General features: G+C 46.8%; 1 protein-coding gene. It reads left to right on the plus strand.

What is annotated here, in order from left to right; genetic code table 11:
- The first annotated feature begins 18 nt into the window (after window positions 1–18).
- Window positions 19–312, plus strand: coding sequence for a transposase (locus LSG34_RS20680; RefSeq protein ID WP_233008360.1), 294 nt, complete (start codon window positions 19–21; stop codon window positions 310–312).
- The last annotated feature ends 135 nt before the right edge of the window (window positions 313–447 follow it).

The following is a 447-nucleotide window of genomic DNA, read 5'->3' on the forward strand; positions in this document are numbered from 1 at the left end:
ATGTGTTGAGGGGGACAAATGACAACAAAACGGTTTCCAGAAGAATTTAAGATTGAAGCAGTCAAGCAAATAACGGAGCGCGGCCATTCTGTGGCAAGCGTTGCGAAGCGGTTAGACATCTCTACAAACAGTCTTTACCTGTGGCTTAAAAAATACGGCAGCAACAGCGAACATTATCAGCAGGTTTCTGAGCAGGAAGCCAAAATCCGTGAGTTAGAGAAACAACTGAAACGGGTGACGATGGAACGCGACATATTAAAGGAGGCCGCCGTGTACTTTGCCGTGGAGTCAAAGAAAAGTACACGTTCATAAAATCCAGGCTGGCTCACTATCCGGTGCAACTGATGTGTCAGGTGCTGAATATTCAGCGCAGCGGATTATATGCATGGTTAAAACAGCCACAGTCTGCCCGAACCTTGGAAGACAACCGTTTGTTAGGGCTGATTG

Origin of the sequence: Rheinheimera faecalis (genome assembly GCF_021290965.1) — a bacterium.
Taxonomy (GTDB): domain Bacteria; phylum Pseudomonadota; class Gammaproteobacteria; order Enterobacterales; family Alteromonadaceae; genus Pararheinheimera; species Pararheinheimera faecalis.

Excerpts from the sequence above, each read along its gene's own strand:
- LSG34_RS20680 (WP_233008360.1), top strand. The coding sequence starts at position 19 with ATGACAACAAAACGGTTTCCAGAAGAATTTAAGATTGAAGCAGTCAAG.